Origin of the sequence: Stenotrophomonas sp. YIM B06876 (assembly GCF_030711595.1) — a bacterium.
Lineage (GTDB): Bacteria > Pseudomonadota > Gammaproteobacteria > Xanthomonadales > Xanthomonadaceae > Stenotrophomonas.
Window position 1 is genome coordinate 1 of sequence record NZ_JAUJUJ010000689.1, and the last position, 206, is coordinate 206.

1 protein-coding gene is annotated in these 206 nt (G+C 67.5%); it reads right to left on the reverse strand.

The features are described 5' to 3' along the window. Positions 1-13: 13 nt before the first annotated feature. Positions 14-206 (reverse strand): hypothetical protein (locus tag QZH66_RS19030; protein WP_305807325.1); only part of this gene is annotated, 193 nt, incomplete at its 5' end.

Below are 206 nucleotides of genomic sequence, written 5' to 3' on the forward strand. Positions count from 1 at the left end.
CAGAACTCGTATTTCATGTGGGGCCGCCCGGTGCCATTGAACGCCCCGCTGCGGGGGTGGAGACGGGGCCCGGCGGGGTGGCTGCGTCCATCACGGTTTCTTGAAAATCCGCCATGTTGTGGTGCTCTTTTGCGTCGCGGCCTGCATCATAGACGACGGCCTGCGCGGCCCCGGCGCTGGCCGCATGGCGCAGGTCATGGGCCAGC